The organism is Acinetobacter seohaensis (genome assembly GCF_056431365.1).
In genome coordinates, this window is the sequence record NZ_JBWKMK010000020.1 from 1 (window position 1) to 24,689 (window position 24,689).

Annotated in this window: 25 protein-coding genes, 4 tRNA genes and 2 pseudogenes; 9 read left to right on the forward strand and 22 right to left on the reverse strand. The window is 42.3% G+C overall.

Features of this window, described 5'->3' with window-relative positions; genetic code table 11:
• Positions 1-108, reverse strand: a pseudogene (locus AC07E5_RS02515) (IS110 family transposase); the annotation flags it as partial.
• A gap of 219 nt (positions 109-327) precedes the next feature.
• Between AC07E5_RS02515 and AC07E5_RS02520 the strand changes: the two are divergent.
• Positions 328-465: pseudogene (locus AC07E5_RS02520) on the forward strand (zinc ribbon domain-containing protein); the annotation flags it as partial.
• 49 nt (positions 466-514) lie between these two features.
• Here the strand turns inward: AC07E5_RS02520 and AC07E5_RS02525 are convergent.
• The 5 genes from AC07E5_RS02525 to rnr all read right to left on the reverse strand — a co-directional run bounded on the left by AC07E5_RS02525 (position 515) and on the right by rnr (position 6,852).
• On the reverse strand, positions 515-1,408 hold the full coding sequence (locus AC07E5_RS02525; protein ID WP_004974770.1) for a DMT family transporter: 894 nt from the start codon (positions 1,406-1,408) through the stop codon (positions 515-517).
• A gap of 101 nt (positions 1,409-1,509) precedes the next feature.
• Positions 1,510-1,920: a hypothetical protein gene (locus AC07E5_RS02530; protein ID WP_179989886.1), complete on the reverse strand. Its 411-nt coding sequence runs from the start codon at positions 1,918-1,920 to the stop codon at positions 1,510-1,512.
• A gap of 21 nt (positions 1,921-1,941) precedes the next feature.
• Positions 1,942-2,151, reverse strand: a complete 210-nt coding sequence (locus AC07E5_RS02535) for a YheV family putative zinc ribbon protein (RefSeq protein ID WP_171062592.1) — start codon at positions 2,149-2,151, stop codon at positions 1,942-1,944.
• 40 nt (positions 2,152-2,191) lie between these two features.
• A complete protein-coding gene (locus AC07E5_RS02540; protein ID WP_179989888.1) occupies positions 2,192-4,231 on the reverse strand; it encodes a M3 family metallopeptidase in 2,040 nt (679 codons plus the stop codon).
• A gap of 197 nt (positions 4,232-4,428) precedes the next feature.
• Positions 4,429-6,852 carry a ribonuclease R gene (gene rnr, locus AC07E5_RS02545; RefSeq protein ID WP_179989890.1) on the reverse strand — a complete coding sequence of 808 codons (2,424 nt, stop codon included), beginning with the start codon at positions 6,850-6,852 and terminating at the stop codon, positions 4,429-4,431.
• Between the two features lie 264 nt (positions 6,853-7,116).
• On the opposite strand from rnr, the gene AC07E5_RS02550 reads away from it, so the two are divergent.
• From AC07E5_RS02550 to AC07E5_RS02575, 6 genes are all read left to right on the forward strand, one after another.
• Positions 7,117-7,206, forward strand: a tRNA-Ser gene (locus AC07E5_RS02550).
• 15 nt (positions 7,207-7,221) lie between these two features.
• Positions 7,222-7,298, forward strand: a tRNA-Arg gene (locus tag AC07E5_RS02555).
• 49 nt (positions 7,299-7,347) lie between these two features.
• A tRNA-Arg gene (locus tag AC07E5_RS02560) sits at positions 7,348-7,424 on the forward strand.
• 212 nt (positions 7,425-7,636) lie between these two features.
• Positions 7,637-7,713 (forward strand) — tRNA-Arg (locus tag AC07E5_RS02565).
• 193 nt (positions 7,714-7,906) lie between these two features.
• Positions 7,907-8,404: a YcxB family protein gene (locus AC07E5_RS02570; RefSeq protein WP_096901373.1), complete on the forward strand. Its 498-nt coding sequence runs from the start codon at positions 7,907-7,909 to the stop codon at positions 8,402-8,404.
• Positions 8,405-8,444: 40 nt separating this feature from the next.
• On the forward strand, positions 8,445-9,083 hold the full coding sequence (locus AC07E5_RS02575) for a fumarylacetoacetate hydrolase family protein (RefSeq protein ID WP_154320311.1): 639 nt from the start codon (positions 8,445-8,447) through the stop codon (positions 9,081-9,083).
• A 71-nt stretch (positions 9,084-9,154) separates the two neighbouring features.
• Here AC07E5_RS02575 and msrA read toward each other — a convergent pair whose 3' ends face one another.
• From msrA to lgt, 7 genes are all read right to left on the reverse strand, one after another.
• Positions 9,155-9,676: a peptide-methionine (S)-S-oxide reductase MsrA gene (gene msrA, locus AC07E5_RS02580; protein WP_004974785.1), complete on the reverse strand. Its 522-nt coding sequence runs from the start codon at positions 9,674-9,676 to the stop codon at positions 9,155-9,157.
• A gap of 62 nt (positions 9,677-9,738) precedes the next feature.
• A complete protein-coding gene (locus AC07E5_RS02585) occupies positions 9,739-10,206 on the reverse strand; it encodes an META domain-containing protein (protein WP_253131874.1) in 468 nt (155 codons plus the stop codon).
• A 153-nt stretch (positions 10,207-10,359) separates the two neighbouring features.
• On the reverse strand, positions 10,360-11,415 hold the full coding sequence (locus tag AC07E5_RS02590) for an Lnb N-terminal periplasmic domain-containing protein (protein WP_253131872.1): 1,056 nt from the start codon (positions 11,413-11,415) through the stop codon (positions 10,360-10,362).
• 69 nt (positions 11,416-11,484) lie between these two features.
• Complete coding sequence (locus AC07E5_RS02595) at positions 11,485-11,997, reverse strand: dihydrofolate reductase (RefSeq protein WP_004974792.1); 513 nt, start codon at positions 11,995-11,997, stop codon at positions 11,485-11,487.
• A gap of 91 nt (positions 11,998-12,088) precedes the next feature.
• Complete coding sequence (thyA, locus tag AC07E5_RS02600) at positions 12,089-12,931, reverse strand: thymidylate synthase (protein WP_004974795.1); 843 nt, start codon at positions 12,929-12,931, stop codon at positions 12,089-12,091.
• A 99-nt stretch (positions 12,932-13,030) separates the two neighbouring features.
• Positions 13,031-13,414, reverse strand: a complete 384-nt coding sequence (locus tag AC07E5_RS02605; RefSeq protein WP_253131870.1) for a hypothetical protein — start codon at positions 13,412-13,414, stop codon at positions 13,031-13,033.
• A gap of 111 nt (positions 13,415-13,525) precedes the next feature.
• On the reverse strand, positions 13,526-14,335 hold the full coding sequence (gene lgt / locus AC07E5_RS02610) for a prolipoprotein diacylglyceryl transferase (RefSeq protein WP_096901379.1): 810 nt from the start codon (positions 14,333-14,335) through the stop codon (positions 13,526-13,528).
• 93 nt (positions 14,336-14,428) lie between these two features.
• Here lgt and AC07E5_RS02615 point away from each other — a divergent pair, with 93 nt between their 5' ends.
• Complete coding sequence (locus tag AC07E5_RS02615; RefSeq protein ID WP_253131867.1) at positions 14,429-15,211, forward strand: NRDE family protein; 783 nt, start codon at positions 14,429-14,431, stop codon at positions 15,209-15,211.
• A 40-nt stretch (positions 15,212-15,251) separates the two neighbouring features.
• Here AC07E5_RS02615 and AC07E5_RS02620 read toward each other — a convergent pair whose 3' ends face one another.
• The 5 genes from AC07E5_RS02620 to rdgB form a co-directional block, all read right to left on the reverse strand.
• Entirely contained in the window at positions 15,252-17,567 is a 2,316-nt protein-coding gene (locus tag AC07E5_RS02620) for a PhoX family protein (RefSeq protein ID WP_180169810.1), read from the reverse strand.
• A gap of 172 nt (positions 17,568-17,739) precedes the next feature.
• Positions 17,740-18,525, reverse strand: coding sequence for a twin-arginine translocase subunit TatC (gene tatC, locus AC07E5_RS02625; protein WP_004974811.1), 786 nt, complete (start codon positions 18,523-18,525; stop codon positions 17,740-17,742).
• Positions 18,522-18,992 carry a Sec-independent protein translocase protein TatB gene (gene tatB / locus AC07E5_RS02630; protein WP_253131865.1) on the reverse strand — a complete coding sequence of 157 codons (471 nt, stop codon included), beginning with the start codon at positions 18,990-18,992 and terminating at the stop codon, positions 18,522-18,524. Before tatB ends, tatC begins: the two co-directional genes overlap by 4 nt.
• Before the next feature lie 18 nt (positions 18,993-19,010).
• Positions 19,011-19,235 carry a Sec-independent protein translocase subunit TatA gene (gene tatA, locus AC07E5_RS02635; RefSeq protein ID WP_004974820.1) on the reverse strand — a complete coding sequence of 75 codons (225 nt, stop codon included), beginning with the start codon at positions 19,233-19,235 and terminating at the stop codon, positions 19,011-19,013.
• Between the two features lie 169 nt (positions 19,236-19,404).
• Complete coding sequence (rdgB, locus tag AC07E5_RS02640) at positions 19,405-20,031, reverse strand: RdgB/HAM1 family non-canonical purine NTP pyrophosphatase (protein WP_004974822.1); 627 nt, start codon at positions 20,029-20,031, stop codon at positions 19,405-19,407.
• A gap of 130 nt (positions 20,032-20,161) precedes the next feature.
• On the opposite strand from rdgB, the gene AC07E5_RS02645 reads away from it, so the two are divergent.
• A complete protein-coding gene (locus AC07E5_RS02645; protein ID WP_225530200.1) occupies positions 20,162-20,407 on the forward strand; it encodes a cytoplasmic protein in 246 nt (81 codons plus the stop codon).
• 50 nt (positions 20,408-20,457) lie between these two features.
• Here the strand turns inward: AC07E5_RS02645 and AC07E5_RS02650 are convergent, their stop codons facing one another.
• The 4 genes from AC07E5_RS02650 to leuA all read right to left on the reverse strand — a co-directional run bounded on the left by AC07E5_RS02650 (position 20,458) and on the right by leuA (position 24,589).
• Entirely contained in the window at positions 20,458-21,048 is a 591-nt protein-coding gene (locus AC07E5_RS02650) for a tetratricopeptide repeat protein (RefSeq protein WP_070153255.1), read from the reverse strand.
• Positions 21,045-21,638, reverse strand: coding sequence for a methionine biosynthesis protein MetW (gene metW, locus AC07E5_RS02655; RefSeq protein ID WP_004974832.1), 594 nt, complete (start codon positions 21,636-21,638; stop codon positions 21,045-21,047). Before metW ends, AC07E5_RS02650 begins: the two co-directional genes overlap by 4 nt.
• Positions 21,638-22,798: a homoserine O-succinyltransferase MetX gene (gene metX / locus AC07E5_RS02660; protein ID WP_004974835.1), complete on the reverse strand. Its 1,161-nt coding sequence runs from the start codon at positions 22,796-22,798 to the stop codon at positions 21,638-21,640. The genes metW and metX overlap by 1 nt, the downstream gene beginning before the upstream one ends.
• Before the next feature lie 93 nt (positions 22,799-22,891).
• The gene (gene leuA / locus AC07E5_RS02665) at positions 22,892-24,589 is read right to left on the reverse strand and encodes a 2-isopropylmalate synthase (RefSeq protein WP_004974837.1); all 1,698 of its coding nucleotides are present in this window, start codon (positions 24,587-24,589) and stop codon (positions 22,892-22,894) included.
• Positions 24,590-24,689 lie beyond the last annotated feature (100 nt).

Here is a 24,689-nt window from a genome sequence, read left to right on the forward strand (position 1 = left end):
AGATTGTGCATTATCAAACCTTTTGGTTTTTCTCTTTCCAGTTAGACCAGAAGGAAAAATACAACAATCAATTTTGGCTTTACTGACATCAATACCCAATGTAATCATGTGTACCTCTACAATCCATATAGTGTTTTAATTACTCACTAATCACGATCTAACCTTGTGAATACAACATCAAAGTGCTTAGTTACCGTTCAGAGTTGAAAGGAGTAATTAGGGGAAAATTGTAGACTTACTCTTTCGGACAAACTTAGAAGTTTTAGGTAGAACACAAGCTCTACAATTTTCATATAGTGATAGCTAATCACTATACAAACTAAGATACAAGGTAGAGCAGGACTTGGAATAAGAGAATGGCAGTGTGTGGAGTGCGGTACGCTCCATGATCGGGATGTAAATTCCGCACTGAATATTCTTGCGCTCGGGCATGAGCGTCTAGCAGTAGGAATCTCCGTCCTTTAGGTCGGGGAGGATGTCAAGAGGCTGATGTGTAGGGAATACAAAAACAGCATTAAGAATGTGGTGAGTGGTGATTCAGGTGTTTTTGTAACAGTGGACTGCACAAAATAATGGCAAGCAAAATTAGGGCAAAGCCAATTAAACTAAATAAGTCTGGCGTTTCATGCCAAAAGCTAAAGCCCCAAATCCCTGCAAAAATAATCGCAATGTAATTTACAGGGCCAATTTGCCCAGCAGGGGCAAGACGGTAGGCATTGGACATAAAGATCTGACTGATATTGGCCAGCAATCCTGCACCAATTAAAAAACTCAATTCTTTTAAGTTGTAAGGACGCCATGACCAGAACATCGGTACAACAGAAATGAGTGTCCCAATCATGCAAAAATAAAACACAATGCGTTCAGGCGGTTCGGTTTGAGTCAGGGCGCGTACCGTGACAAAAGCCATCGCTGCTAAAAAACTAGCACTGAGTCCAATCGCGGACATGCTATTAAACATACCTGCATCGGGTTTGGCGACAAATAACACGCCAAATAAACCAATGAACGCAGCCCATAGCATTGGTTTGGTGATTTTTTCTTTAAGGAATAGCCATGCAATTAAGGGAATAAAAATAGGCGATGAATAGGTGAAGACCATCGCATTGGACAGTTTTAGATTGGCAATCGCGTAGAAAAAACCATACATGGCGGTTAATCCGACTACCGAACGCCAAGTGTGCATCCATAACTTTTCAGTTTTAAAAAAGCCCAAGCCTTTATTGAAAATGAGCGGGATAAAAATAAACAAACCAATGAAATTACGGAAAAATACCACTGTGGCATTATCTACCGTTTCTGATGCGTAACGAACGCACACTCCCATGAGTGAAAACAGAAAGGCAGAGCAGGTCAACAGCATAATTGCTTTGAGCAAATTTTGTTGGGCAGAACCAGAAGATGTCATACAAATAAAGCCAGAATAACCTCTGGCTATTCTAGCTTAAATTGGCTACAACACTGACCCTTTATCGTATTTTAAAATGACTGATGTGAAGCAGAGGAGGCTTACTGTGCCAGTTGGGCTTCCAGTATTTTGATTTGTTCTTCTTTCAGTTTAATCAATTCATCGGCATCGTTATGTTGCTGTTTTAATAAGGCACGTTGATCATTCAGCTGATTTTGAATGTCATCTAATTTAGCCACTTCTTCTTTGGCAAGCGCTGCATTCTCAGATATAGGTGCTTTGAGTAAATCTTCTGTGACCAACTGTTTTGGTGCTGCTTTATCTTCTTGCAATGGCGTTGCTTCAGCAGGTGCAGCTTTCGCTACAGGCGCCGTAGTTGGGGCAGTTTCTATAGGCGCAGTATTGTTGCTATCGCCCATCCATTGAAAGATAAATACGGCAATAATGACAATAATTAACCCGCCCGTAATGGCCCATAAGAGCTTAGGGTTATGTCGTTGATCTTCAGTCATGCGTTGTTGAACCTTATTGTTTTACTTTGACTGACGCGGCTTAAACTGGATCACCCCAATTTCATCTGAAACCTCTGGGATTTCAGGTTCATCAATATGTGTCGGACGGTTTTCCGTATAATCACACTCGATACATTCGATCCATTCAGCTTCGCCAGCGGTGAGCATGACAACCCGATCCATCGCCTGACATTTTGGACATTTTGCGCCTGCAATGAAACGACGTTTAATGGTCATCACGACTCCCCTAACTTCATCTAAAGTTCTTAGTTTAAGCGTTTTTGACTGTGTTCGTCCAACCTTGATGACGTAATAGTGCGTCTATTTTTGGCTCGCGTCCGCGGAAATTGATAAATGCGTCAAGCGCTGAATCTTTTCCGCCAACTGCTAGAATAAACTGTCTAAACTGCTTGCCAGTTTCAGTATTAAATAGCCCTTCATTTTCAAAGCGATCAAAGGCATCGCTGGCTAAAACCTCTGCCCATTTGTATGAATAATATCCTGCAGCATAACCGCCTGCGAAAATATGGCTGAAGCTGTGCTGGAAGCGGTTGTAGGCTGTAGTTGGCGCAACGGCATAGTTTTGGCGGATATCATTCAGCATGGCTTGAATCTGTTCTGCATTTAAAGCAGGGTTGCTGCGGTGAATACTTAAATCGAACAGGGCAAATTCAATTTGGCGCAGGCTTTGCATTCCCGACTGGAAGAAACGTGCATCTAACAGCGCTTTAAGCAGGTGTTCTGGCAGGGTGTCTTGGGTTTCAATATGCGCACTCAGCATATCTAAACTGTCTTGATCCCAAGTCCAGAATTCCATGAATTGGCTTGGTAATTCCACCGCATCCCAAGCGACACCGTGTGTACCTGCCACAGCAATATTATCTACTTCAGTCAGCATGTGATGTAAGCCATGTCCAAATTCATGGAATAGGGTGATGACTTCATCATGCGTTAAAAGCGCGGGTTGATCTGCCACAGGCGGGGTAAAGTTACACACCATATAGCAAATTGGTTTTTGTAAACCTTGTGCCAATTGCATGCGTGAACGGAAACCACTCATCCATGCGCCGCCGCGTTTGCCTGTACGGGCATATAGATCAAAGTAAAAACCACCAATCACTTGACCTTGATCTTCAAGTTCAAAATAACGTGCATCAGGATGCCAAACAGAGGCAGCGCGCTCAATAATATCGACATCGTATAAACGCTTGACGATGCTAAATAGACCTTCAACCACTTTCGGTGCAGGGAAATATGGTTTTAACATTTCTTGTGAAAGGTTAAATTGCTGTAATTTTAATTTTTCAGAATAGTAGCCTGTATCCCACGGTTGTAAGGTATCAATCCCATCTTGGGCGGCAATGGCTTTGAGTTCGGCAATTTCTTGTTCTGCAGGTGCACGAGCATGTTCTGCCAGTTCACGCAGGAATTGATCGACTGCTTCGACACTTGGTGCCATTTTGCTGGCAAGGGATAATTCTGCATAGTTGTTAAAACCGAGCAATTGCGCCATTTCTTGACGTAAACGCAAGATTTCTTCCATGATCGGGGTGTTGTCAAATTCAGACTGGGCTGATTGATCGGACGCGCGAGTAGTGTATGCCTGATACAAGGTTTCGCGCAAAGCACGATCATCGGCATAGGTCATAATGGCTAAATAGGCAGGAATATCCAGTGTTGCCACAGCTTGTTCCAATTCGCGTTGCTGACCATATTGTTTCAGCAATTCAACGCTGCTTGGCGGTAAACCTTTGAGCTGATCTTCGGACAATACTTTGTAATAGGCTTGGGTGGCATCCAACACATGATTGGAAAAGTCTGATGACAGTTGCGATAAACGCGCTGAAATTTCAGCATAGCGTTTTTTAGCTTCACCTTCTAAGGCCACACCTGACAGTTTAAAGTCGCGCAATGCCAGTTGAATTGCGCTTTGTTGTGCAGCAGGCAAATCTTTAAAGGTGTTGGCGTCGTGAATATGTTGATAGCTTTGATACAACACCGTGTGCTGACCCAATTGAGTGTAGTAGTCGCTTAAACTTGGTAACAGCGCTTGATACACTTCGCGGGTTTCAGGATTATTCATGACCGCATTTAAATGTGACAGCACGCCCCATGCTTCGCTTATGTTATTTTCGAGCTGATCAATCTGTTCTAAAACATTTAATTGCGCCGTCGTATTTTCAGGTACTGCAGTCAGATTATTTAAAAAGTTTTGTCCCTGCTGAATGGCATGCTCAATTTTTTGTTTTAAATCTGCCAGGGTAATTTGATCAAACTGTGGAACAGGTAAAGTTGCTTGCTGTAATTTCATTTTTTGAGTGCCATCTAAATTTCTTTCATGATTTATAGATGTAGGGCTTTTGAGGGCTGAAATCAAGGCATAAGGGCAGATTTAGCTAATCAAGGTGATAAATTCAGCACAATACGGCTGTTTGACGCAATCCCCAAAAACAAAAAGAGCCGTAGCTCTTTTTGAAGTTGTTAGAAAGAAGTTGAAAATAGTTGATGCTAGTCCAATTTAGACTTGGCATTGGCTTTTTTCTTTTTCACCTTGGTCTTTTTTTTGGCTTTGTCTTTCGGTTTGGCTTCCGACTTCGCTGAGGTTTTTTTACCGTAAGAGCTCGGTTTGCTTTTTGGCTTTTTCTTCGGCACAGGTTGCTCACCGTTTTCACTTAAAGTCGCCTTGCTTGGACGCTCAGAAAAAACTTCTTCAGTGGCTTCACGGCTGAACGGTTTTGCCACGCGCGGTGCGCGCATACGAATAGCACGACCTGCATGGGTGAGTTGCTGCATGAGCTCAAAATCAATTTTGCGATCTTCTAAATTGACAGTCGCGACTTTAATTTTAACTTCATCGCCCAAGCTAAAGCTTTGACCACGTGCTTGTCCAATTAGACTTTGGCTGGCTTGGTCAAATACAAAGAAGTCATCGCCCAACTGGCTGACATGAATCATGCCATCGACATAAAGGTCTTTGAGAGTAACAAATAAACCAAATTCGGCTACTGCAGAAATTACGCCCACAAATTCTTCACCCAAATGCTGCTGCATATAGTGGCATTTTAGCCATGTGGTGACAGAGCGCGAGGCTTCATCGGCACGACGTTCAGTTGCAGAATAATGTTCGCCTGCATCATCTAAAGCTGCGCCTGAAAGTGGAGATGGCTTTTGTTTTAAATGCGCTTTAATGGCACGGTGTAACAATAGGTCAGGGTAGCGACGGATTGGCGAAGTGAAATGCGTGTAGGCATCGTAAGCTAAACCATAGTGACCTGAATTATTGGCGCCATAATAGGCTTGCATCATTGAGCGTAATAACACCGCGTGAATACTTGGCGCATCAATACGATCTTTAGTGGCTTCAATCACCGCTTGATAGTCGGTCTGAGTGGGTTGTTCTGGGAAATGTAGCCCAAGTAATTTGACAAAATCACGGACTTTTTGAATACGTGAAAACTCTGGCGGTTCATGCACACGGTACAGCATCGGCACATCATGTTTGAGTGCATATTCTGCTGCTGCGACGTTGGCGAGTAACATACATTCTTCAATCAGTTTATGCGCATCGTTACGGCTGCGCGGCAAAATTTCTTTAATTCCACCTAACTCATCAAAGGTCATGTAGGTTTCAACGGTTTCAAACTCCATGGCATGACGTTCAGCACGTAAACCTTTCAGCACTTGATACAGTTGGAACAGAGTATTTAATGATTTGCGCACCTCCCGATCTTCTGGAATTGCCGCACTATCACCCTCAAAATATTGTGCCACTTGAGTATAGGTTAAACGTGCTTTGGAATGCATGACCGATGGATAAAATTCAAAACCTGTGACACGACCTGCGCGTGACAGTTTTAAATCGCAGACCATACACAAACGGTCAACCTGCGGATTCAGCGAACATAAGCCATTCGATAAAGCTTCAGGCAACATCGGCAATACAAAATGCGGGAAATAGACTGAAGTCCCACGTTCCTGAGCTTCATCATCCAGAGGTTTGCCTGTGCGGACGTAATGGCTGACATCGGCAATTGCGACCACGACACGGTAACCACCGCCTGGACGTTTTTCTGCATATACTGCATCGTCAAAGTCGCGGGCATCTTCACCATCAATAGTCACTAAGGCTAAATCGCGTAAATCAACACGTCCTTCACGGTCTTGGGCAGTCGGTTCTTGAAAGCTTTCAGCTTCTTGAATGACATCTTCAGGAAATTCATACGGCAGACCAAATTCTAAAATGGTTTGCGGAATAATAATTTCAGTTTCGGCTTTGTCTGCCATCGACTGAATAATATGTCCTGTGGCAAATTCTTCGCGGGTTGGATAGTCGTCAATCGCAATGCGCACAGAATCGCCCAATTTAACTTGGGCATGTTCAATTAATTCTTTTTCAAGGGTAATGGGTTGATGGCTATTTGGCTGGGCAGGCTGAATAAAATATTCACCATCGTATTCTGACAATTTACCAATGATTTGTTTGACACGACGCTGGGTGACTTCGGTAATAAACCCCCATGCCTTGCCTTTACGATCTACCGATGTCTGGCGGACTTTGACTTGATCGCCATTAAACACCAAACGTAGTTCGCGTTCAGGCAATAAAATATCTTCATGACCTGCAATATTGGCTGTGCCTAAACCTTTACTGTTGATGTAAACCGTGGCGTCATGAGTCGGTTGTTCTGCAGCCAGCTGGAACTTGAATCCATCTTTCATGAGCTGACCATCACGTACCATGGCAATTAAACGATGGCTCAGGGCGTCAATACTTTTTTGATCGGCAATCGCAAAATGCTCTACCAAGTCTGCATGTGACTGTGCCGCTTGCAAGGTTTCAATGGTTTCTAAGATTAAGGTACGGCTTGGAATAGGATTTTCGTAGCGTTCGGCTTCAGCTTTCGCTTCAGGATCGACCCAATTTTTCATCATGGAATAAACTTCATGTCAGAAGATAGGTTTAGCATAAGTCATGTACGGAAAGACTGCACGTAAATGATTGCAATAATGTGTTTTCTGTCGTTATTTTACGATGTTTCTAGTTTTTGTGCAGCGATTGCCAAAAGTTCAGGCGTAATTCTGGTGATGAATCCTGAAAATTGTTTAAAAAATATTTAATTGAGCAAAAATATGCAAAAATTGTGGTATCGAAGCTTGCAGTGCTAGCACTTAATTTGTATTATGGCGGCACGTTACGGTGAGATGGGTGAGTGGCTGAAACCACGTCCCTGCTAAGGACGCATACGGGTAACTGTATCGAGGGTTCGAATCCCTCTCTCACCGCCACGCTTTACTTATGTCGCGCTCATAGCTCAGCTGGATAGAGCACTTGGCTACGAACTAAGGGGTCGGGAGTTCGAATCTCTCTGAGCGCACCAATAAGTAAACCGAACAGTAACGTATCGCCTAAATTGGCACACAAGTAATGCGCTCATAGCTCAGCTGGATAGAGCACTTGGCTACGAACTAAGGGGTCGGGAGTTCGAATCTCTCTGAGCGCACCAACTTGAACAATCAACCGCTTAAATGCGGTTTTTTTGTGCCTGAAATTTAGTAAACTCAAACAATAATCAGTTTATTAAAAAGAATAGCGTACTCATGGTTTTACGTTAAAATTCTTTTGAATCGTCCAATATCTGTGCATTTGATTGCAAAATGATGAATTAATACTTAACAGCCAGAAAAAAACACGTATAATACACCCCATCAAGTCGTCGCGCTCATAGCTCAGCTGGATAGAGCACTTGGCTACGAACTAAGGGGTCGGGAGTTCGAATCTCTCTGAGCGCACCAACTTGAAATAAAAAACCGCACTTTTGATGCGGTTTTTTTGCATCTACACTATCTAAAAATGATGAAATTTCTGTGTCAAAAGCATGACCATTGTTTTACGTCTGGCTTTGAGCGAATAAACACGAAAAAAATAAGGAAAGTGCTCAATCTAGTGTAAGATTTAGCTCAATTTGAATGACTTGATGATGAGCTTATGTCTGACACGCAGCCAGCATTGTCTTTGCGCTATTTTTTAAATTTAGAAGAATCTCAAGACGGCTTTGCCCTTGCGACTTTTGGTAAAAAACAATTTACCCGTTTTATTACACCGTTGATTAGTGTGGCGATTATTGCTTGGGGCTTTTATTTGGGTTTCGATGGGGTAGGTCGCTATTATGTTGCACTCGGTGCTTTCTTTTTAATCTTGCAAACTTTAATGCGTTATTGGTTTTTGCCAATGATGTTTAAACGCCAGTTTGTAAAATACCAATTTGGAAAAAGCGAGCAAGGCATTGATTTGTTTCAGGACTATGCCGAGCTGTATGCCAATGGTCGTAAACAGGTATTTCATTATAACGAGGTGCAAAATTTCGCTGTGGGTAAACTCACCTATATGCTGGAATTAAAAAATCGTACAGTGGTGATTGTACCGAAACGTGCATTTAATCTGCCTGCAGAACAAACGGTTTTTGAAAATACTTTTAAAAAGTAAGTTCTAATTTTCCCAATTTACGAGTTATTCGAGGATGATCATGAGTACACGTCCATCTAAAATTGTCTGTGTCGGTCGCAGTTATGCAGACCATGCCAAAGAATTAGGTAATGCTGTACCTGATCATCCTGTGTTATTTATTAAACCGCCAAGCAGTTTACGCAGTTTAAGTGATGGGATTACGTGGAATAAGGTCTGGGGCAATTGTCACTATGAATGTGAATTGAGTTTACGCATTGACCAGCCTTTAAATGCAGACACAGATCCTGCCAAAGTATTGGATGCTGTAAGTGCAGTGACTTTGGGCTTGGATTTAACTTTGCGTGAATTGCAGGATGAACTTAAGAAAAAAGGACAGCCGTGGGAACGAGCCAAAGCGTTTGACGGTTCTTGTGTGTTGGCAGATTGGGTGGATGTATCGGAAATTCAGGACTGGAAAAACGTGCAATATCGTTTGGACATTAATGATGAATTACGTCAGCAAGGCGATACCAGTTTATTGATTTTTGATATTGCGGCATTGTTGGCAGATATTAGCCAAGTATTTAGTTTAGAACCTGGTGATGTGGTAATGACTGGTACACCTGCAGGGGTGGCAGCATTACAGTCGGGCGATCAGTTGAAGATGACCTTACAAGGACGTACTCAGGCATTTGTCTGGACGACTTTTGTAAAATAAATAGTGGTGTAAACGGTGATGTCATCAAAAGATGAGTATCACCGTTTTGTACTTGCTTTTAAATCCAATGGTTATACTTTCAGTAAATGCTGAAATTTACTGCGTAATTTATTCAGTTTCGGTGGAATGGAAAAATTGCAGTAGCCCTGATTTGGATTTTTGGCAAAGAAATTCTGATGATAGTCTTCTGCAGGGTAAAATTCAGGTGCTGCACTGAGTTCAGTCACAACATTCACACCTTCAGCTTGTAAGGCTGCAATCATCTCGGCGGCAGCTTGTTGCTGTGTAGCATCTAAATAATAAATCACAGAGCGGTATTGTGTGCCGACATCATTGCCCTGACGGTTTAATGTGGTTGGGTCGTGTGTGGCAAAAAACACCTCAAGTAATTGTGAATAGCTGATCTGCTGCTCATCAAAATCAATCAAAATGACTTCTGCATGTCCGCTGTCGCCACGGCAAATATCTTCATAGCTTGGGTTTAAGGTATGTCCACCTGCATAACCGCTGGTGACTTTTTCTACGCCTTGCAGTTGTAAAAATACAGCTTCGACACACCAGAAACATCCGCCACCAAACAATGCTTGTTGCATGATTTTGTCCTTATATTTTATGAATCAACCATTTTAAGCCTGTCTATTATTAGGCTTAGCCGTTAACGTGCAGCCGTTGGTGTTTCAAATTGAATCAGTAAATTTCCATGGCGATCTAGCAATTTCAGGGTTTTACCATAGACCTGATAATGCGTCACTTTATTTAGGGCTTCATGAAATTTCTGATCTAAGTTGTTGTTATTTAAGCAAGTCATTCGCGTGGTTGTCAATTGCCCCAATTGTAGGGTGTCACGTCCTGCGACATAACTACCGCTGAGTCGGTTACAACTATCTGAACCTGTGACTGTTTGTGTGGCGGCATCAAAGTTTAAATATGGCAAGTTTTGGCGGTTTGCTTCTGTTTTTAACATGCTGTTGCCCAATTGCGTAGCAGTCCATGTACGTTGTACTAAGTTGGCTTGATTGATTGCGCTAATTTGGCTTGCACTCGTTTGAGTTGGCATAGTTTCACATCCTGATAAAGCAATCATTGCACCCAATAAGGTGATCCCGAAGTATTTTTTTAGCATGGAATGATCTCTAATTTTTTGAAATTGTTGCTATCTAAACAAATTATGCGCCGTGGCTCTAGTTAAATTTGTATGTTTGCTGCAACTTTTTCCAAGATATGGTGTGGTTTTTTCTCTGAATTGATTGTATCTGCGCAAAATGACCAAAATAGGTCAGGGCAGCACTTTGTTCTGATAAGTCGGATGCGAATAAGGCGTGCTGATGTTTGCTGAAGAATCGAGCTGCACGCCTTGTCGAATGAGCGCGGAAAAGTCTTGGCTGTGGATATCTTTTAAGTTTTCCACACGTGGGTTAATGTGGGCACGTTGATACCAAGTTTGCATATCCCAACGATGATCCAGCGCATGCAAATCATATAAATAATTGGGTAAATAACCCGAAGCAAACAGACGATAGTCGGCAGGGAAACGTTTTTGAGATACTGCCTGAATCATGTCAAACAGCAGCGTGGTGCAATTACTGGTCAACGTATTATACCAACGCGCTTTGGCGGCTAAAGCATCGGCTTTATGCAGATATTCCTGAAACAGTGCTTGTGCTTCTTGTGGATTGAGCTGGATCGGGAAAAAATAAACTTGCTCACCCCGAATATTGCTGCGGGTGTAGATGATATCTTTTTCATCGGCAGCGACAAGGCTGAGTTCATATTGCCGAAAGAAGCCACCAATCGCAGAAAACTCTTCGTGTTTTTCTTTGCGAATTTCAATGGAAAAGGTGAGTGGCGCTTGATCGGCAAAGTCAAAACTGACTAAGGTATGCGCAATTTTTGGCCCCATCCAGTAAGAGGTGATGATATTCACCCCCGTAATCTGTTTCAGGTTAAATTGGCGGGTTTCCCAACGTTCGGTATAGCTGCCATCGGCATGCCAGTCAAAATTGCGGACATTGTGCAGCGTGACCTGATCTTGTACTTGTTCATAATGCAGCATACGGGCTACTTCAGGGTTCCAGTCACGGTCTTGCTTGGCATCCATCCCAAAATACCAAAACAGCCCCAAGGTAAAACCCAAAAGATAAACCAAAATATCCTGATTGCGACTGAGCAAATGCTGAGTGATATAAATGCCCAAAATGCTGAGGGTGAAGGCTAGCCAAGTCCCAATCAGCACACGGCTCATTAACCAACCCAAAGGCTGATGAATCCACAAGGCCATACTGAGCCAAATAGAAGAAAGAACGACACCTAAACTGAAGATGAAATGCAGCATCCGCCATTCCTGAGGCAAGTTAAATTCCGTTTAAGTTATGATAATCAAAGATTGCCAAAGCTGTCAGCATTATTTTTGATAGCGGGCAAACTCAAAGGCAATCCCTGATTTTTCATCGACATGCTGTTCTGAGGCCACTTTTTTAAACTCGGCAGGAATGGCAGGATAATGCGCATCTCCCTGAACATCTAGTTCAATATGCGTCAGTTCCAAACGGTCAGCAATCGGCATAGTTTGGCTAAAAATTTCACCACCACCAATAATAAATAAAGTGTTTGGTTTTTCTGAGGCTTGAACATCGGCAACGGCTTGTTGCAAGGCATCTTCAATGCTATGCGCCACTTTTGTGCCTTCAAATGCCCAGTTTGGGTCGCGGGTAATCACCCAATTGACACGTTTAGGCAGGGTGCGTCCCATCGACTCCAAGGTTTTGCGTCCCATAATCACCACGCCACCTTGGGTGATTTCTTTGAAGTGTTTTAAGTCTGCCGAAATATGCCACGGCAATTGGTTACCCTGACCAATGCAGCGTTGTTGATCCATAGCGACTACGTGTACAACTTCTAAATTTTGAAATGACATAATTAGGCTCGTATTTTCTTAGTCTGCCAAGCATCTTTTGGGGACGTTGGGGCAATTTAAATGTTGAGATGATAAATCTAGCAACAGGCAATTAAACAGCGACAGGTGCTTTAATTGCAGGATGTGACTCATAGCCTACAATTTCAATATCTTCAAATTTAAAATCGAAAATATCTTTGATTTCAGGATTGAGTTTTAACTGACATAACGCCAGTGGTTCACGGCTTAGCTGTAACTGTGCCTGTTCAAAGTGGTTGGCATATAAATGCGTATCGCCACCTGTCCAGACAAAATCTCCGACTTCTAAATCACAGACTTGCGCGATCATGTGGGTTAGTAAAGCATAGCTGGCAATATTAAAAGGCACGCCTAAAAACACATCGGCACTGCGTTGATATAGCTGGCATGAGAGTTTTCCGTTGTGCACAAAAAACTGGAATAAAGTATGGCAAGGCGGTAAAGCAACTTGACCTGCTTCTTTCGGGTTCCAGCCTGACACGATTAAACGCCGTGAATTTGGATTGGTTTTAATTTCATTGATTAACCATGCAATTTGGTCAAAACCATCTTGCTCATACAGACCATCGGCTTTTTGTGTTGCACCAAAATTACGCCATTGATGTCCGTACACTGGGCCAAGTTCACCTTCAGGACGACCAAAGCGCGCGGTTTGTTCTGCGGTAGACCATTCATCCCAAATACTGACTTTATGTTCTTGTAGATATTTGACGTTGGTATCGCCTTTTAAAAACCATAACAGCTCAATTACGATAGAACGGAAATGTACTTTTTTGGTGGTCAGTAGTGGAAAACCTTGCGCAAGGTTAAAACGCATTTGATGCCCAAACACTGAACGCGTACCTGTTCCGGTACGATCACCTTTGTCGCCACCATGGTCAAGAATATGTTGGAGTAGGTCTAAATACTGGCGCATAGCGTTCTCTGGTCAAGCAAAAGTGAATATTTTTTGTTTGGGCGATTCGATGCCCAGTAAATCAGAAAGAATAATAGCAGAGTTTTTAAAGTTGTGACTTTATTGTGTGTCGGAAGCTTGATGTTGATGCAGTAAAGCCAACGGCGAAAACAGGCAAATAGCCAAAGCGGTAAAGCCAATGCCTTGAGCGCCCGACAGTAAAATTTCACCGTGTTGAATCTGCATGAAAATTATTGCGAGTAACAACGCCAGTGGAATCCAAGTCAATAGTCGTGCCAACCAACCTGTGGGATGTTGTGCAGTAAAATGAATTTTGCAGTAACGACAAATTAAAAAAACAATACCTGTGGCCAGAAACATTAAAATCGCATCGAGCTTTAAGGGTTCTAAGAAGTATACCGCTGCAGTGACCAGCGCGATCAGCATCAGCAGGGCAATTTTCTTTGTGACCGCAACCTGTGGGTTAAACCAAAATTCAAGCATGTGAGATATTGATGTCTGAAAAGTGTAAGTAATAGATAGCACTGTAGCATAAAAAAGGCGAAGATTGACTTCGCCTGAATGGATGAAACCTGCATTTAAATGGGTAGTAGCTTAGCTGTTTTTTTGCGGCCCCCAATCATAAATTTTCTTTTGATAGGCATACCACATCATCCAGAAACCGACCAAAATCATTGGCAAGCTCAGGAATTGTCCCTTACTCATCCATGCAATAAAGAGCTGACCATGATCGGGTTCGCGGAAAAATTCGACAACAAAGCGCGCCAAACCATAACCAATCAGGAATAGGGCAGACACTGCCATGCGTGGACGTGGCTTTGAACTAAACCACCACAGTACAATAAACAGGATTAGACCTTCACATAAGGCTTGATACAATTGCGATGGATGACGTACCAATTGTAAAGGATCGGTCGGGAAAATCATCCCCAAAGCAAAATTTGGATCGGTCACAGGGCGACCATATAATTCACCACCAATAAAATTACCAATACGACCAAACATTAGACCTGTAGGTACACATGGGGCAATAAAATCCAAAGTTTGAAACCACGTCATTTTGTATTTTTTACACCAGAACAGCATGGCTAAAATCACGCCCAGAAAGCCGCCATGGAAACTCATGCCGCCTGTCCAGACTTGGAATAACCACAGTGGATTTTCCAAAAATTGTTCAAAGCCGTAGAAAAACACATAACCGACACGTCCACCAATCACCACGCCCAAAGCGCCGTAAAAGATCAGGTCGGAAACCATGTCTGGTGTCCAGCCACGTTGTTTGGCACGGTAAGTTGCCAAACCCCATGCAAATAAAAATGCCAGTAAATACATCAAGCCATACCAATGGACTTGTAAAGGCCCGAGCGAAATAGCAACGGGGTCAATATTTGGATAGGTGAGCATTCCTGTTCCTTGTGATTCTGTTTTGCACAGATTTTAGCTGAATGTGATGAAAAATGTTGTACATTCAATGTGTAAAGATCAAGAGTTTAAATTATGTGTATTGTGGCATTGGCTTGGCAGGTCTTGACAGACACACCACTGTGTTTGATTTCAAATCGAGATGAGTTCTATCGGCGTCCGACAGCAGCACTGGCAGCATGGTCTGATAGTCCAATTGTTGCAGGGCAAGATTTAGAATCGGGCGGTACGTGGATGGGCATTACTCAGTCGGGTCGTTGGGCAGTGATTACCAATTATCGTGATGCGAATGATGTTCGTGAATATCCAACCTCACGCGGGCATATTATTCAGGCTTTTTTAGAATCTGAGCAAACACCTATCCGTTTTGCGCAAGCCTTAGAAAAACAGCAATGTGAATATGCAGGTTTTAATTTATTTGTGGGCGATACCACTCAAGCGGTGTACATGAGTAACCGTGGAGAAGCGCCGCAGGTTTTAGCTAAAGGCGTTTATGTGGTGTCGAATGGATTGATGAGTGACCCTTGGGAGAAAACTGCACGCTTACGCAAACGCTTTACGCAGGAGTTTTTACCGATGCTGCAATTGCCTGATCTTGCAACGGCAGAGCTAAATGCTGCGGCGTGGGATATTTTACAAGATGAACGCAAGGTTGCATTTGAACTGTTACCGCAAACAGGGATTTCATTGGAGATGGAAGCGTTGTTGTCATCGACTTTTATTCAAAGTCCACTGTACGGTACACGTTGCTCCAATTTTTTACGTATGCAGGCGCAGCAATTTATATGGTTGGAAAAAACACAATATGGTGAGCAAAAAGGAAATATTGTGCAGCAACAGTTGAACATTGAGGCATAAAAAATGCCGACGAGGTGTCGGCATTTTTAATTTATGGATGTTATCCAGCAATTGCTTTGCCGTCTTTACGGGTGATGACAACCGTTGCTGAACGAGGACGTGCAGTTTTATTGTTCATGTCAGTTTGTGTTGCAGGCCAATGGCTGCTTGGCGCATCAAAACTCTTTGAATCTTCACCTGGGTGCTGAACGTTAATAAAGATTGCTTTGTAGTCAGGTGTCATGGTTACACCTGTAATTTCACATTCTTTTGGCCCAACAAGGAAGCGACGTAAGTTTTTATCGGTGACTTGAGCACCAGCAATTGTACTTTGATCACCAACAGTTTTTACAACACCTCCATCACCAACTTGACCAGGTAGTGCTGCTAACATCATACAGTTTGTAACATCTGTATATGCGCCATCATCTGTTTGAATCCAAAGAACACCACGTGGGTCAAACCACATACCATCTGGACTTGAGAAGTCGTTTGCATCGCTTAAATTAGAAAGGTTAATTGTCGGATCCATACTTGCTTCAGCACCAAATAGATAGATATCCCATTCAAATGATGTTGCTGCAGTATTCTCTTCTTTAAAGCGGATAATATGACCATTGACGTTACCTTTACCACCTTCAGGATCGGTGTAGTTACGTGGGTTTGCAGGATCTGTTGCATAGCTTGAACCACGGTTCGAGTTATTGGTTAAAGTCACGTACACTTCACCATTTTCAGGGTTTACAGCAACCCATTCTGGACGATCCATTTTTGTAGCTCCTACAGCATCTGCTGCAAGACGAGCAAAAGTAAGGACATCCGCTTGTGAGCTAAATGGGTAAATAGCGTTTGTTTCGGTTAAGCCATTTTTACCATAAGCCAGTTCAATCCACTCTCCTGTGCCTGATGCATTAAATTTAGCGACATAGAATTTCCCTGAATTCATATATTTGTCGCCAGCTCGATAACCACCATTCACATCTTTAGGATCCCATGTTGCATCTGATACAAATTTGTAGATGTACTCACCGCGCGAGTCATCGCCCATATAGAATGCAAATTTTTGCCCTTCAATTGCGCGGCTGGCGCGACAGTCTTCGTGAGCAAAACGACCTAATGCAGTACGTTTTACTGGGTTTGAGCGGCTATCGAATGGATCAATTTCTACAATCCAGCCAAATGTATTTGGCGCATTACGATAGTCTTGAGTTGCAGACTCTTTGGTTACGTTAGCAGCCCAACGATCATACATGTCTTGAGATTCAAAACCAGCTTCTGCTGTTTCCCAACCATAGCGTGAAGATTTATTCAAATACACGATGCGATCTTGCTCATCGCGTTCTGGAATTTTTTTACTATCAGCATCTAAAATATAAATGATGTTGTTTTTCGCATCACGTTTAACACTACCGTCTGCATTTTTTTCAGTTTGATAAGAGATCTCTAAGCCTAAGCCATAGCGTTTAAGTGCTATTTTTTCAGCTTCACTACGGGCTGAGTATTGGTCTGTACCTGAGCGTTGGAAATAACCAATAAAATTTTCTTCAGCAGTTAAATAAGTGCCCCATGGTGTATAACCATTACCACAGTTATTTTGTGTGCCTCGAGTTTGACGACCAGCGGGAGAGAATGCTGTGTGCAGTAATGGAGAACCAGCTACAGGCCCTGCAAAATCCATGACAGTCGAAGCTGTAATACGACGGTTAAATGGTGATGACTTCACAATCTCTACAGCTTGAGTTTCAGCATTTTTCTTAATATGAACGACTGAAACACCGTGTGCATTTACTTCACGAATCACTTCATCTTCTGGGCGACGTCCATCCTTTTTAGTTGCGCCTTTTGGATGTAAGAAGGTTTGGTTGATATATTCGTGGTTCAAAACCAATAAGCCATGATCTGATGCATTTTCATCATAACGACCAGTTTTAGTACTTAAGCCAAAATAGCTCATGCCATCGTGACAGTCACCAGAGCGGAATTGGAAACTTGGGCCAGATGGAACATCTGCATCTGCATTCCAATTGCTATAAGAAGGATTGATTGAGTCACCTAAAGCATATAATACAGTTGCTTGGTAACCTTCAGGAACAGTAACAATATCATTTAAATTTTTATCTACAGCTTTAAATGTTAATGTTTCAGGCTTGGTATTGGGTTCTTCTTTACTTGTTGGTGGTGTTACATTTGTATCTTCATCATCATCACTACATGCAGATAAAGAAGAAGCTAAAGCTAAAGCTGCTGCACCGCTTGCAGTTTTTTTAATTAAACTGCGACGGCTCATGCGTTGTTCTAGAATGTCACGAAAGTGCGTATTGTCTGAAGTGTTATTATCTAACTCTTGATCTTCATTGTAAGGCATAAAATCAGTCATTTTTTTTCCTAGCAAATTGCTTAGTCGTTTGAAAGTTATATGTAAATTAGTGGCTAAACATGACATGCGGGTTAAGCTTATGTGTCAAACTGATTAAATCCGTTCAGTTGTGATCTACACGCACAAAAAAAGAAGCAACTATGTGCTTCTTTTTAAAATTCAATATTTTAGATTAGCTGTGACTGACTCGGCGCTTCTCAATTAATTTGCCAAAAAACAAACCAATTTCAAACAGCATCCACATCGGAATGGCAAGCATGATCATCGATAAAGCGTCTGGCGGTGTGACAAACATGGCCACAAAAAAACAGCCAACAATAATAAAGCGACGTTTTTCAACCAAAGTTTGCGTAGACACGACACCAATCATAATCAGCAAAAGTGTGACAATTGGAATCTCAAAGGTAAAACCAAAAACCAAAAACAGCTTCAAACAAAACGTAAGATAGCTATTAATGTCGGTCATCGGGGCGACTGTTTCAGGGGAAACGCTAATGAAAAAGTGCAGAATGGATGGCAAGGCGACAAAGTAAGCAAAGCTAATTCCGATATAGAACAAGCAAATACTGCCGATCAGCAAAGGCAGCGCCAAACTTTTTTCTTTTTCATATAACGCTGGTTTTACGAATGCCCAAATCTGATACAAAATAAATGGCATCGCAATGAACAGCGCGACAAAAAAGTTTAGTTTAAACGGCGCCATAAAGGTTGCGGTAACATCAGTCGCAATCATGGTTGATGTATGTGGCAACTGTGCACGTAATGGTTCCGACAATACTTGATAAGTTTTATTGGCAAAGGGCAATAAACAGAAGAATAAGGCAAGAATAAGCCCTACAATTTTAAAAAGATGATTACGCAGCACCATCAAGTGCTTGGTAATTGGCATTTCTTCTAATGCGGCTTGCTCTGCCTTCACAGGCAAATGCGAAAGCTCAGAAGCGTTTGATTGGCTCATACTGCAACCTTCATTTCAGTATAGGGCGCTGTAGTATGTTGTAGCGCAGATAAATTTGAATGTGATGTCATTTTAGTTTTAGGGAGTAACACCGCAGAGGTTTTTTCATTATTTAAAACCAAGGTGTAATGATGCTGTTGTAAGGTATTTTTTGATACGGCATGCGGGGAATGTGTGCTTTTTGCAGTTATATCTTCAAATATTTTTTCTTGCTGCATTTCATGCATTTGTGCTTGCATCTTTGCTTCAAGTTCCTGAATACGCGCCATTTCTTGCTGCATTTGCTCGCGTAATTCAGATAAACGCAATTCGCGGTCAATGTCATTTTGAACATTACTGACCATACGTTTAATTTTAGCGTACCACTTGCCGACAAAACGCGCTGCTTCAGGGAGTTTTTCAGGACCCAGCACCAATAATGCAATGATGCCGAAAATCAGCAGTTCCGTCATTCCAATATTGAGCATAATCTCAAACCCTCAGCCTTAATGCTTTACAGTCGAATTTACATCACTGCTATTGGCTTGATGTTCAATCGTACGAGGTTCTTTCAGTTGCGCCGCTTCTGCCTCATCATCTTTTATTGATTTTTTAAAATCTTTGACCGCGCCACCTACATCTTTACCTAAGTTTTTAAGCTTAGATGTACCAAATAATAAAATGACCACAATTGCAAAAATCAGCACGTGCCAAATAGATAATCCTGCCATGATTTAGACCTCTCAATAGTTGAGCCTATCTCAACAGGTCTGTATGACAATGCGGTGACGAATGTGTTGCGATTTGACGACAAGGGATGTTTGACCTGATTTGTAAAGCTTGAAAATAAAACAGCCCGTGTTTGAAAACGGGCTGTAAGATCAATCACATCTGTTAAATCTAAGCTTGTAAACTTGCTTTAAACAGTTGCATCGCTTGACCACGGTGACTGATTTTATTCTTTTCTGCTTTCGACATTTCTGCGCTCGACACTCCCAATTCAGGCAACCAAAAGAGCGGGTCATAGCCAAAACCATTTTCACCACGAGCTTCTGCTAAAATCTCGCCTTTCCAAATACCTTGGAAAATTTGTGGTAATGGATCATCGGCATGTTCAACCAAAGCCAAAACACAAACAAACATACCTTCAATTGCTGCGCCGTCTTGACGTAGTGGTTTGAGTTTATTCAAAAGTTTTTCATTGTTGGCTGCATCATTGCCATGTTCGCCTGCAAAACGTGCAGAATAAATCCCCGGTGCGCCGCCTAAAATAGGCACACATAAACCAGAGTCATCTGCAATGGCAGGCTTTCCTGAAATTTTTGCGGCATGGCGTGCTTTTAAAATGGCATTTTCAACAAAGCTCAAACCATCTTCAACAGCATCTTCAATATTTAGTTGACCTTGCGGAATCACTTGCACAGGCAAGTCTAATTGCGCAAACAGGGTTTCAAATTCTGCAATTTTTCCCTTGTTATTGCTTGCTAAAACCAAAGTACCTTGAGCACGCCAATCAGTTGCAGCCATAATTCAGATCTTAATTCAAAATAATCTTGGATATTTTAACGGATTTTGCAGACTTAAAAGTTTAATCTTAGATAGATTTGTTTTAATACATACCAATTATGCTGAGATATAAAAAAATAGGGGAATCATGATGAGCAAAATTTCAGAGATCTACCGTTATTCGAGTCAGCACCGTACATTATTGCAGCAAAGTGAGCGTTCTGGCTGTTTTTACTGTCTGGAAACTTTTGCTTATAGCGAAATTGAAGATTGGTGTGATGATGAGCAAACCGCAATTTGTCCGCATTGTGGTATAGATGCGGTATTAGGTTCTGCTGCACTAGAAGAATTCAGTCCTGAACTGCTACAGGCCATGCAGGCAGTTTATTTCGGATAAAACAAAAAGCACCCGAAGGTGCTTTGAGATCACTTCAAACGTAGTTAAATTTATTGCGCTTGAATCCATTGGTCTGCGCGGTCACGTGCTTGACGAATTTGTTCTTGAGTTAAGTTAGCTGCCAAAGCGGTTTTCTTACCTTCAGACAAAGAAATTACTTTATTGTCGAGCATGCCATCACGGGTAGATAACTCATACCACTGATACGCACCCATATAGTTTTTCTTTTGTTCTTCCATCATGGCAAGGTTAAAGCTGGCACGGTTATCACCACGGCTAGCCGCCTTTTCAAAATATTGACGTGCTAAGACTTCGTCTTTTTTCGTGCCAATACCATCTGCCAACATACGACCTACATTTAATTGCGCAGCCGATAAACCTTGATCTGCCGCAGCTTTGTACCAAGCAAACGCTTGACGGCTGTCTTGTTGAACGTCTTTACCTTGTTGATATTTTGTCGCTAAGTAAAATTGTGCGCCTGCCTGACCTGCTTTAGCTGCCTTAATCAAGCCATTAATATCCATGGTTGAATATTGAGCCGCTTGGCTCGCTACAGAAGATGACGGTGAAACATAATCTGCATGGGCTTGAATGCTCAACAGTCCAACCAATAGCGTGGTGCTTAATAATAGTTTTTTCATAGAGCGCTCACTCGATAAATTGCGACTTCACCAAACAAATTAGGCAGATGCTTACTGAGTAAACTATCTTGTTGATTCCCATTCACGGCAAGTCGGTTAATGATGCGAATATTATTTTCAGCACAAAGTGCCTCAAAATCACGAAACGTACATAAATGAATATTTGGGGTGTTGTACCACATATAAGGTAATGCATCTGAAACAGGCATTTTTCCTTTTAAGGCAAGAAAAGAACGAGTCTTCCAATGCGCAAAGTTTGGAAAGGTAATAATCGCCTGTTTACCCACACGTACCATATCTCTTAATAATACGTCAGGTGCATCTACTGCTTGCAAGGCTTGTGCCATGACCACATAGTCAAAAGACTGGTCGGCAAAACGGCTAAGCCCCAAATTCAAGTCTTGTTGGATGATATTTAACCCGCGACTGATCGCAATTGCAATCTTTTCTTGATCAATTTCTAATCCGTATGCACGAATATTATGCTGTTTGCTCATGTGTGCCAACAGTTCACCATCGCCACAACCCAAATCGAGTACTTTAGAATTGGGTTTAATCCACTTTTCGGCAAGTTGCTGATCAAGACGCATTACACGGCCTCCTGTGGGGTTGCTTGAAGATGTTCTGTTCCGCCCAAGAATGCACGCATGGCTTTCACGTACAGTGGAATTGGGAACAAGAACGAGTCGTGTCCTTGTTCGGCATCAATATCTAAATAGCTGACAGGTTTATGATTGCTAATTAGCGCATCCACAATTTCCTGCGAACGCTCAGGGCTAAAGCGCCAGTCGGTGGTAAAAGACACCACTAAAAACTTGCATTTTGTATTCGCCATGGCTTTTTGTAAGGATTGCTCGTATTCACGTGCAGGATCGAAATAATCCAGTGCCTTGGTCATAATTAAATAGGTATTGGCATCAAAATTACGGCTAAATTGTTCGCCCTGATAGCGCAAATAGCTTTCGACCTGAAATTCGACATCAAAACCATACATAAACTTGCCAGATTTTAAGTCACGACCAAATTTCTGTTTCATGGCTTCTTCAGACAAATAGGTGATGTGTCCGACCATGCGTGCCAAAATCAATCCACGTTTTGGATAGCTGTCATGTTCCAAATAACGCCCATGATGAAAATCTGGGTCAGATAAAATGGACTGACGTGCGACTTCGTTAAAGGCAATATTTTGTGCAGACAGTTTTGGTGCACTGGCAATAATCACGCATTTTTTCAGACGGTCAGGATAATCTACCGACCACTGCAAGGCCTGCATACCACCCAAAGAGCCGCCAATAATCGAATACCAGACCTCAATGCCTAAACGATCAGACAGCATGGCTTGGGTTTTTACCCAATCTCGCACCGTAACTAACGGGAAGTCTGGGCCATAAGGACGGTTGTCATTTTCAGGGTTAGGCGATGTGGGGCCAGTAGAACCGTTACAGCCGCCAATATTGTTTAGCGCCACCACAAAGAAACGACTGGTATCAATGGCTTTTCCAGGGCCAATACAGGCATCCCACCAGCCTGCTTTTTTATCGTCGGCATGATGATAACCTGCAGCGTGATGATGCCCTGATAGTGCATGACAGATCAGAATCGCATTGGATTTATCGGCATTTAGCGTGCCATAAGTTTCGACCATGAGTTCAAAGCGGGGCAGAACACGACCGCATTCGAGTTCTAAAGGTTCTTCAAATTGGAATTTTTCTGGAACAACAATACCTACTGAGTCAGCTGGAAAAGACACGGGAATAATTCGCCTTAAATCCTGAGGATGAATAAATAAAAGGATACCACTTGGGGTATCCTTTTCAAAATGCTTTTACATGTTAGCGCAAGATTACACTGCCGCTGCAACCACTTGATCTGTGCTTAACACATCTTGTTCAATCAAGCGGTTGGTACAGGCAATAATCGCATCAATAGATGAGGTCACGATGTTGTCATGTACCCCTGCACCAAAGGCAGATTTACCTGTGCCTTTGACTTGCAACTCAATTAATGCCAACGCTTTTGCGTGTGCGCCTGAGCTAATGCTACGTTCTTCATAGTTCAAGACATCAATTGGCAATTGAAGTGCATTCAAAATTGCTGAAATTGGGCCATTGCCTTCGCCGCGTAAGCGTTGTGTTTCGCCGTTCACGACCACATCTAACTCAATGACTTGATTGCCATTTTCATCAGACAATTTGTAGTTTTGCGTCGCATAGTGCGCATCTTTTACTGCAACGTAAGTGTCTTTAAACAAGTTCCAGATTTCACTTGCGCTAATTTCTGTGCCTTGCTCATCGGTACGTTGTTGCACAATTTGCGAGAATTCGATTTGTAAACGACGTGGTAAAGTCACGTTGTAGTTCGATTCTAACAAGTAAGCTATCCCGCCTTTACCCGATTGTGAGTTGACACGAATCACCGCATCATAGTCACGACCTAAGTCTTTCGGGTCGATTGGCAAGTAAGGCATATCCCAAATTTCTTCGTTTTTCTGGAATTCAAAACCTTTCTTAATCGCATCTTGGTGTGAACCAGAGAATGCAGTAAACACCAAATCACCTGCATACGGATGACGTGGATGCACTGGCAAACCTGTGCATTCTTCAACTGTGGCAATAATTTCGTTGATGTTCGAGAAATCCAATTCTGGTGCAACACCTTGGGTGTACATGTTCAAGGCAATTGCAGCAACGTCTACGTTACCGGTACGTTCACCATTACCAAATACACAGCCTTCTACACGGTCTGCACCTGCCATGATTGCCAATTCAGATGCGGCAATACCACAACCACGGTCATTGTGACAGTGTACTGAAATGATCACGCCATCACGACGCGCAATGTTGCGGTGCATCCATTCCACTTGGTCGGCATACACGTTTGGTGTAGACACTTCTACCGTTGCAGGCAAGTTTAAAATTACTTTATTGGTTGGCGATGCTTCCCAAATTTCAGTCACGGCATCACAAACATCTTTAGCCACTTCCAACTCAGTTGCAGTAAAACATTCTGGGCTGTACTGGAATACCCATTCTGTTTCAGGTTGCTTCGCTGCGTATTCTTTTACTTTGCTTGCTGCATTGATTGCCAATTGTTTGGCACCTTCAACATCAACATTCAAGACTTTGTTACGGAAGGTTGGTGAGTTGGCATTATAAATATGCACAATCGCACGTTTAGCACCTTGTAAAGATTCAAAAGTACGTTGAATTAAGTGGTCACGCGCCTGTACCAAGACTTCAATATACACGTCATCTGGAATATGACCTTCTTCAATCAATTTACGGGTGAAATCGAAGTCAACTTGAGATGCCGATGGGAAACCAATTTCGATGTGTTTAAAACCAATTTTCACAAGCATTTGGAACATTTTGAATTTTTGTTCGATGTTCATTGGCTCAAAGATCGCTTGGTTACCGTCACGTAGGTCGGTACTCATCCAAATTGGCGCTTTGGTAATTTCGTTATTCGGCCATTGGCGGTCTGGTAAATCGACACGCTGGTACATACGACGGTATTTTTTGCTTGGATCTGCCAACATCATGTGAAAACTCCTTGAATAGTAGCGGTTGCATCGCGTGGATAACGGCAACTTACTATAAATATAGATTGTGTCTATTCTATCAATTTACAAGCTGTTTTCA

What these genes read in the sequence shown, in the direction of transcription:
- AC07E5_RS02650 (WP_070153255.1), bottom strand. Translation starts at nt 21,048, where the DNA reads ATGAAAAAACTATTATTAAGCACCACGCTATTGGTTGGACTGTTGAGC.
- AC07E5_RS02525 (WP_004974770.1), bottom strand. Translation starts at nt 1,408, where the DNA reads ATGACATCTTCTGGTTCTGCCCAACAAAATTTGCTCAAAGCAATTATG.
- lgt (WP_096901379.1), bottom strand. Translation starts at nt 14,335, where the DNA reads ATGCTCACCTATCCAAATATTGACCCCGTTGCTATTTCGCTCGGGCCT.
- AC07E5_RS02590 (WP_253131872.1), bottom strand. Translation starts at nt 11,415, where the DNA reads ATGCTGCATTTCATCTTCAGTTTAGGTGTCGTTCTTTCTTCTATTTGG.
- AC07E5_RS02570 (WP_096901373.1), top strand. Translation starts at nt 7,907, where the DNA reads ATGTCTGACACGCAGCCAGCATTGTCTTTGCGCTATTTTTTAAATTTA.
- leuA (WP_004974837.1), bottom strand. Translation starts at nt 24,589, where the DNA reads ATGATGTTGGCAGATCCAAGCAAAAAATACCGTCGTATGTACCAGCGT.
- AC07E5_RS02530 (WP_179989886.1), bottom strand. Translation starts at nt 1,920, where the DNA reads ATGACTGAAGATCAACGACATAACCCTAAGCTCTTATGGGCCATTACG.
- AC07E5_RS02595 (WP_004974792.1), bottom strand. Translation starts at nt 11,997, where the DNA reads ATGTCATTTCAAAATTTAGAAGTTGTACACGTAGTCGCTATGGATCAA.
- AC07E5_RS02605 (WP_253131870.1), bottom strand. Translation starts at nt 13,414, where the DNA reads ATGCTTGAATTTTGGTTTAACCCACAGGTTGCGGTCACAAAGAAAATT.
- thyA (WP_004974795.1), bottom strand. Translation starts at nt 12,931, where the DNA reads ATGCGCCAGTATTTAGACCTACTCCAACATATTCTTGACCATGGTGGC.
- AC07E5_RS02615 (WP_253131867.1), top strand. Translation starts at nt 14,429, where the DNA reads ATGTGTATTGTGGCATTGGCTTGGCAGGTCTTGACAGACACACCACTG.
- tatA (WP_004974820.1), bottom strand. Translation starts at nt 19,235, where the DNA reads ATGGCAGGATTATCTATTTGGCACGTGCTGATTTTTGCAATTGTGGTC.
- AC07E5_RS02645 (WP_225530200.1), top strand. Translation starts at nt 20,162, where the DNA reads ATGAGCAAAATTTCAGAGATCTACCGTTATTCGAGTCAGCACCGTACA.
- AC07E5_RS02620 (WP_180169810.1), bottom strand. Translation starts at nt 17,567, where the DNA reads ATGACTGATTTTATGCCTTACAATGAAGATCAAGAGTTAGATAATAAC.
- rnr (WP_179989890.1), bottom strand. Translation starts at nt 6,852, where the DNA reads ATGATGAAAAATTGGGTCGATCCTGAAGCGAAAGCTGAAGCCGAACGC.
- tatC (WP_004974811.1), bottom strand. Translation starts at nt 18,525, where the DNA reads ATGAGCCAATCAAACGCTTCTGAGCTTTCGCATTTGCCTGTGAAGGCA.
- AC07E5_RS02540 (WP_179989888.1), bottom strand. Translation starts at nt 4,231, where the DNA reads ATGAAATTACAGCAAGCAACTTTACCTGTTCCACAGTTTGATCAAATT.
- msrA (WP_004974785.1), bottom strand. Translation starts at nt 9,676, where the DNA reads ATGCAACAAGCATTGTTTGGTGGCGGATGTTTCTGGTGTGTCGAAGCT.
- AC07E5_RS02575 (WP_154320311.1), top strand. Translation starts at nt 8,445, where the DNA reads ATGAGTACACGTCCATCTAAAATTGTCTGTGTCGGTCGCAGTTATGCA.
- AC07E5_RS02585 (WP_253131874.1), bottom strand. Translation starts at nt 10,206, where the DNA reads ATGCTAAAAAAATACTTCGGGATCACCTTATTGGGTGCAATGATTGCT.
- tatB (WP_253131865.1), bottom strand. Translation starts at nt 18,992, where the DNA reads ATGCTCAATATTGGAATGACGGAACTGCTGATTTTCGGCATCATTGCA.
- rdgB (WP_004974822.1), bottom strand. Translation starts at nt 20,031, where the DNA reads ATGGCTGCAACTGATTGGCGTGCTCAAGGTACTTTGGTTTTAGCAAGC.
- metW (WP_004974832.1), bottom strand. Translation starts at nt 21,638, where the DNA reads ATGCGTCTTGATCAGCAACTTGCCGAAAAGTGGATTAAACCCAATTCT.